This window comes from Methylocaldum sp. (assembly GCF_039794385.1).
In the GTDB taxonomy this organism is placed as follows: Bacteria; Pseudomonadota; Gammaproteobacteria; order Methylococcales; family Methylococcaceae; genus Methylocaldum.
The window spans coordinates 23,141-29,277 of record NZ_JBDIVO010000027.1; the positions used below are offsets into that span (position 1 = coordinate 23,141).

A 6,137-nucleotide genomic window follows, 5' to 3' on the forward strand; every position below is an offset into this window, starting at 1 on the left:
TTATGAGATCCCTCAGTCTCATTTTGCTCATTGCTTCTCTTTATGGCTTTTCTTCACTCGGGAAGGCTGCGGAAAGTCTGCCGCAGCGACCGGACGTCCGAACTTTCATTCGGGATATGAGCCGCAAACATCACTTCAGCGCCTCAGAACTCAACAAGATATTCCAGGACGTGACCATCCAGGAAAAGATTCTCGAAGCCATGGCCAAACCATATGAAGCCAAGCCTTGGCATGTCTACCGCAAGCTGTTTCTCACCGAGAAACGCATACAAAGCGGGGTCGACTTCTGGGGCAAGAACGCTGCCGCTTTGAAGGCCACGGCCAGTAAATACGGCGTTCCCGCCGAGGTGATCGTCGCCATTATCGGAATCGAAACCAGCTACGGCCAGTCGCCGGGCAAGTACCGGGTGATCGACGCACTTTCAACTCTGGCCTTTGCCTATCCGAAACGGGCCGAGTTTTTCCGGCGCGAGTTAGAAGAGTTCCTGGTGTTATGCCGGGAAGAACACATGAATCCCGGCAGTCCCACGGGATCCTACGCGGGCGCGATGGGTATGCCGCAGTTCATGCCGAGCAGCTATCGGAGATATGCCGCCGATGGCGACGGCGATCAACGACGCGACATCTGGAACAATCCGGCCGACGCCATTGCCAGTGTCGCCCGTTATTTCTCCGTTCATGGATGGCAGTCGGGCGAGCCGGTAGCCTTCCCCGCTTCGGTGAACGGCGCTGTACACGAGCGGCTGGCAAACGGCAACCTAAAACCGAGCCGAACCTTGCAGGAATGGCTTTCGCTTGGCGTCATCGATTCCAGCGCGTCCTTGCCCGCCAACGTCAAGGCTGCTCTGGTCAAACTCGATGAAGAAACGGGGCCTGTCTATTGGCTGGGGCTTCACAATTTTTACGTCATCACCCGCTACAACCATAGCCCGCTATACGCGATGGCCGCCTACGAACTGAGTCGTGAATTGGTTTCTCGCCGTAGCGCCGGTAGTTCGTCCTGACCCAAAGACTCCAATGCCTTATCCGGCGGCCCCGGAACGCCGCATGCCCGTGTTACAATGCGGCGCCGATTTTTAACCTGACCGAAAGCAGAAAGCCGTGAAAATAAAATTACCCAGCTTGCTTTTCCTTTTCGCCTTGCTCGGATTTTACCGTCTCAGCCTCGCCGATCAGGTTTTGATCCCGGCGCCCCCCGAAATCGGCGCCAAGGCTTATATTCTGGCGGATTTCAACAGCGGACGCGTGCTCGCCGAGAGCAATGCGGATGAACGCCTCGAGCCTGCCAGCCTGACCAAGATCATGACCGCCTACGTGGTATTCCGGGAATTGGCCGCAGGCCATCTAAAACTGGATGACATGGTCATGGTGAGTGAAAAAGCCTGGCGCACCGAAGGATCGCGCATGTTCGCCCAGGTCGGCGCCCAGATTCCGGTCGAAATGCTGCTCAAGGGCATGATCGTTCAGTCCGGAAATGACGCTAGCGTGGCCTTGGCCGAACATATTGCCGGCGACGAAGCCGTGTTCGCTCAGATGATGAACCAACAGGCCGAACGGCTGGGTATGAAGAACACCCATTACAAGAACAGCATGGGCTTGCCGGATCCCGAGCATTATACGACCGCTCGCGATTTGGTTATTCTCACTCGTGCCATGATCGACGAATTCCCCGAGTTCTATAAATGGCACGCCATCAAGGAATTTGAATTCAACGGCATCAAGCAGCATAACCGCAACCGCCTATTATGGCGCGACCCGACCGTTGACGGCGTGAAAACCGGACATACCGAGGGCGCGGGATTCTGTTTGGTGACATCCGCGGTAAGAGAAGACATGAGACTGATCTCCGTAGTCTTGGGCACCAAAAGCGATAATGATCGAGCCAATGCCAACCAGGCTCTGCTCAATTACGGCTACCGTTTCTTCGAAACTCGGCCGATCTACAAAGCCAACGAAAAATTATCCGAAACCCGAGTGTGGAAGGGCGAAGACACCGAACTGGCTTTGGGTCTCAACCGTGATTTCTACGTCACGTTCCCGCGCGGCCAGTACCAAAATCTCAAAGCTGGCATAGAAGTCAACGGCATGGTCGTCGCTCCGGTGAAACAAGGCGACAAACTCGGCATGGTAAAAGTGACATTCAATGATCAGACCGTCGGCCAACAGGATCTGGTGGCCCTGAAAGTCGTCAACCAAGGCGGATTTTTCCGTCGAACGTTCGACCAAGCCCGATTGTTCTTCAAATAATCACGGGGAGCCGGCTTAAATGGCACAAAACGACTGCCTCGTCTATTTGAACGGGGACTATTTACCACCGAACAACGCCAAGGTATCCGTTTTGGACCGCGGCTTTCTATTCGGCGACGGCGTTTACGAAGTCATTCCCGTCTACGGGGGACGTCCGTTCCGGCTGGACGAACATTTGCGCCGGCTAGATAACAGCCTGCGCGGCATTCGGATGACGAATCCCCTTTCGGATAGTCAATGGGCGGACATATTCGACCGTCTTATTGCCGGGGCGCATGATCAATATCTCTATCTACAAGTCACGCGCGGAGTCGCGCCAAAACGGGACCATGCCATCCCGGCGGACGTCAATCCGACCGTATTCGTCATGTGCTCGCCTATCGCGCCTATTCCCACCAGCGGAGTATGCGCCGTCACCATGGACGATATCCGCTGGCAGTGGTGCCATATCAAAGCCATCACGCTGCTCGCTAATGTGCTGTTGCGGCAAGAGGCCGTGGATCGCGGCGCAGCGGAAGCCATCCTGGTCCGTGACGGATGGGTCACCGAAGGCGCCGCGAGCAATGTATTCGCGGTTGTCGACGGTATCCTGGTGACCCCCCCCAAGGGCAACGACCTCTTGCCTGGGATCACCCGCGATCTGGTGTTGGAACTGGCACTGGAAAACAACGTGCCTGCGGTCGAACAGCGCATCCGTTTGGATGATTTGAAGCGTGCTTCAGAAATTTGGCTGACCAGTTCGACCCGGGAGATTCTCCCCGTCATCGAACTCGATGGCGTACCCGTCGGCGGCGGTGAACCAGGGCCCCTTTGGTCGCGAATGCAAGCCATTTACCAAGCATATAAACAGAGGTTACGCACGGCATGAATACCGAAACTCCCGCTGCGCTGCTCCAGTTCCCTTGCGACTTTCCGATCAAGGCGTTCGGCCACAGCCGACCGGACTTCGACGGGTTGATTGCCGAAATTGTGCGCCGTCACGCTCCGAACCTGACCGAAGACGCCGTGACCGCTCGTCCCAGCCAAGGAGGGAGGTTCACGGCAGTCACCGTGACTATCCGGGCCGAAAGCAAAGCGCAACTGGATGCAATTTATCAGGATCTGACCCATTGCACCGAGGTCATCATGGCTCTGTGAGATGTAAAGCTACTACGCAACAGCCCGATGGCCGCGTTGCGCGGTGCTCGGACAGTCCGGGCAAGAGCCTGCCGTAACCTAATATTTAATATTTGAGAGGAATCTCGCCTTATGCAATAACCGATCCGCTCGACTTCGCCCACCTCGCATTGTCCTTCCGAACCCGCTTAGCAGCACCGACCGAGCGTTTCATGGCCGAACCGAATACCACTCCTCCCGAAGAAACACTCAAGCATCATCTGGAAGAGGTCATCACGCTGCTTAACAAACAGAAGCTCGAGGAGACCATTCTCCAACAGCGCGCGATGCCCCGCCACGACCTGGTGGAAACCCTGCTGCACAAGCGCCATCAGGCGGCACTGAAACAAAAGCTAGACCAACTCCATGCAGCAGACATCGCCTACATTCTTGAGGCGCTGCCTCTGGAACAGCGGCTGTTGGTCTGGAACCTGGTCAAGTCCGAACTCGACGGACAGATCCTGCTCGACGTGTCCGACGCCGTGCGCGAAACCCTCATTTCCGATATGGACACGGATGAGCTGTTATCCGCCACGGGACAGCTTGAAACGGACGAAATCGCCGATCTTGCACCGGACTTGCCGGAAGAAGTCTTGCAGGAACTTCTGGAGAAACTGAACGATCAGAACCGAAAACGTCTGCAATCGGTGCTGTCGCACGAAGAGGACACCGTGGCAGCCCTAATGGATTTCGGCATGGTCACGATACGGGAAGATATCAGCCTGGGCGTGGTGTTGCGCTATCTCAGACGTCGCGGCGATCTGCCCGAACACACCGACAAGCTGTTCGTGGTCGATGAGCACAATGTATTGAAGGGTGTGCTGCCTCTGAAACGCCTGCTCACCACCTCTCCCGAAAAGCCGGTCTCGGAAATCATGAGCAAGGACGTGGTGTCCTTTCATCTCGATGACGACGCCGAAGAGGCGGCCCGAGCCTTCGAGCGCTACGATCTCCTGTCGGCACCGGTGGTGGATCGCGAGGGAAAGCTGCAGGGGCGTATCGGCGTAGACGCCATCGTCGATTATATTCGCCGAAAATCGGACGAAGAGATGCTGTCCCAGGCCGGCCTGTTGGAAGAAGAGGACATTTTCTCCGGCGTCTGGAAAAGCGCACAAAACCGTTGGTTCTGGCTGGCAATCAATCTCGTCACGGCTTTCATCAGCACCCGGGTAATCGGCCTTTTCGAGGACACTATCGTCAAGGTGGTCGCTTTGGCTTCGCTCATGCCCATCGTCGCCGGCATCGGGGGCAACACAGGCAATCAAACCAGCATGATGATCGTCCGCTCCATCGCCCTCGGGGTGATCAATCCCTCGAATGTGAAGCGGCTGGTTTTCAAGGAACTGGCCATCGGTTTCCTCAACGGAGCAGTATGGGGTTCCGTGCTGGGCTTGATCGCCTATCTGCTTTACCGTGACGTCGAGCTCGGACTGGTCATGATGGGCGCCACCTTGCTAAATCTATTGGTGGCGGCGATCATGGGGATCGCCGTGCCTCTGGTGCGCGACCGGTTGGGGCTCGATCCCGCGGTCGGCACCAGCGTACTGCTGACTGCCATGACGGACGGCATGGGCTTTTTCATCTTTCTGGGTCTCGCGACACTGGTTCTCCTGTAACACCTCTCCCATGAGCGACACAACCGAAGTCCTGCACCTGCGCAATCTGGGCCTTACAGAGTACGAAACCACTTGGCGCGCCATGCAAGACTTCACCGAGCAGCGCGATGAGGAAACGCCGGATGAGCTGTGGCTATTGGAACATCATCCGGTCTATACCCTAGGGCTAAATGGAGATGTCCGGCACATGATTCGAACGACGGACATTCCCGTAGTGAAAACCGACCGTGGCGGGCAGATCACCTACCACGGCCCCGGCCAATTGATCGCTTATGTGCTGGTCGATCTTCGGCGGAAAAACCTGGGAATTAGGCGCTTGGTCAGCGCCCTGGAAAACGCGGTGATCGGCCTGCTCAAGCAGTATGGCATCACGGCCGAGGCGCGGCGAGACGCACCCGGCGTCTACGTCGACGGACGTAAAATTGCGTCGCTAGGTCTGCGCGTGCGCAAAGGTTGTAGCTATCATGGTCTAAGTCTTAACGTGAGTTCGGATCTGTCGCCGTTTTCGGCCATCAACCCCTGTGGCTATGCAGGTCTCGAAGTCACCAGCCTGACCGCGCTCGATGTGGCGATTCAACCTCACGAGGCGGCCGCGCCATTGACTGTGGAAATCATGCAAACTTTGAATTACGAGCGAGTGGTCCCTATCCGTGGCTGACAAAGATTCCTATTTGGCCCCCTCCAGGCTGAGCCCCGACACCCATCAACGCAAAGCCGACAAGCTGAAGCGTATCCCGATCAAGGTGATTCCAAGCGAGTCCCCTTTGCGCAAGCCTGCCTGGATACGCGTCAAGGCGGCGAGCGGCGAGAGCGTGAATCGGATCAAGCAGATCCTGCGCGAACAGAATCTCCATACGGTCTGCGAAGAAGCCGCTTGCCCGAATCTGTCGGAGTGCTTTGGCCACGGCACGGCCACGTTCATGATCCTGGGCGATATCTGTACCCGCCGCTGCCCATTCTGCGACGTGGCCCACGGCCGCCCCTCGGAGCCGGACCCCAACGAACCCGAACACCTCGCGGAGGTCGTTCGGCAGCTAAGGCTCCGATACGTCGTCATCACCTCTGTAGACCGGGACGACCTTCGCGACGGCGGCGCCGGTCATTTCGCCGCCTGCATCC

The 6,137-nt window shown here is 57.0% G+C and carries 7 protein-coding genes; all 7 read left to right on the forward strand.

Translation table 11 applies throughout. From position 1 onward, the window contains the following. Positions 1 to 2 precede the first annotated feature (2 nt). On the forward strand, positions 3 to 1,004 hold the full coding sequence (mltB, locus tag ABJK70_RS04465) for a lytic murein transglycosylase B (RefSeq protein ID WP_077732598.1): 1,002 nt from the start codon (positions 3 to 5) through the stop codon (positions 1,002 to 1,004). Between the two features lie 97 nt (positions 1,005 to 1,101). Next, entirely contained in the window at positions 1,102 to 2,247 is a 1,146-nt protein-coding gene (locus tag ABJK70_RS04470) for a D-alanyl-D-alanine carboxypeptidase family protein (protein ID WP_077732599.1), read from the forward strand. 19 nt (positions 2,248 to 2,266) lie between these two features. Continuing rightward, positions 2,267 to 3,115, forward strand: coding sequence for an aminotransferase class IV (locus tag ABJK70_RS04475; protein WP_077732600.1), 849 nt, complete (start codon positions 2,267 to 2,269; stop codon positions 3,113 to 3,115). Beyond that, positions 3,112 to 3,384 carry a DUF493 domain-containing protein gene (locus tag ABJK70_RS04480; RefSeq protein ID WP_077732601.1) on the forward strand — a complete coding sequence of 91 codons (273 nt, stop codon included), beginning with the start codon at positions 3,112 to 3,114 and terminating at the stop codon, positions 3,382 to 3,384. Before ABJK70_RS04475 ends, ABJK70_RS04480 begins: the two co-directional genes overlap by 4 nt. A gap of 191 nt (positions 3,385 to 3,575) precedes the next feature. Beyond that, on the forward strand, positions 3,576 to 5,018 hold the full coding sequence (mgtE, locus tag ABJK70_RS04485; RefSeq protein ID WP_077732602.1) for a magnesium transporter: 1,443 nt from the start codon (positions 3,576 to 3,578) through the stop codon (positions 5,016 to 5,018). 10 nt (positions 5,019 to 5,028) lie between these two features. Next, positions 5,029 to 5,676, forward strand: a complete 648-nt coding sequence (gene lipB, locus ABJK70_RS04490) for a lipoyl(octanoyl) transferase LipB (RefSeq protein WP_086133762.1) — start codon at positions 5,029 to 5,031, stop codon at positions 5,674 to 5,676. Beyond that, on the forward strand, positions 5,669 to 6,137 hold a 469-nt coding region (locus ABJK70_RS04495; RefSeq protein WP_347257454.1), incomplete at its 3' end, for a radical SAM protein. The genes lipB and ABJK70_RS04495, both read left to right, overlap by 8 nt.

Excerpts from the sequence above, each read along its gene's own strand:
- lipB (WP_086133762.1), top strand. The coding sequence starts at position 5,029 with ATGAGCGACACAACCGAAGTCCTGCACCTGCGCAATCTGGGCCTTACA.
- mltB (WP_077732598.1), top strand. The coding sequence starts at position 3 with ATGAGATCCCTCAGTCTCATTTTGCTCATTGCTTCTCTTTATGGCTTT.
- ABJK70_RS04475 (WP_077732600.1), top strand. The coding sequence starts at position 2,267 with ATGGCACAAAACGACTGCCTCGTCTATTTGAACGGGGACTATTTACCA.
- ABJK70_RS04480 (WP_077732601.1), top strand. The coding sequence starts at position 3,112 with ATGAATACCGAAACTCCCGCTGCGCTGCTCCAGTTCCCTTGCGACTTT.
- mgtE (WP_077732602.1), top strand. The coding sequence starts at position 3,576 with ATGGCCGAACCGAATACCACTCCTCCCGAAGAAACACTCAAGCATCAT.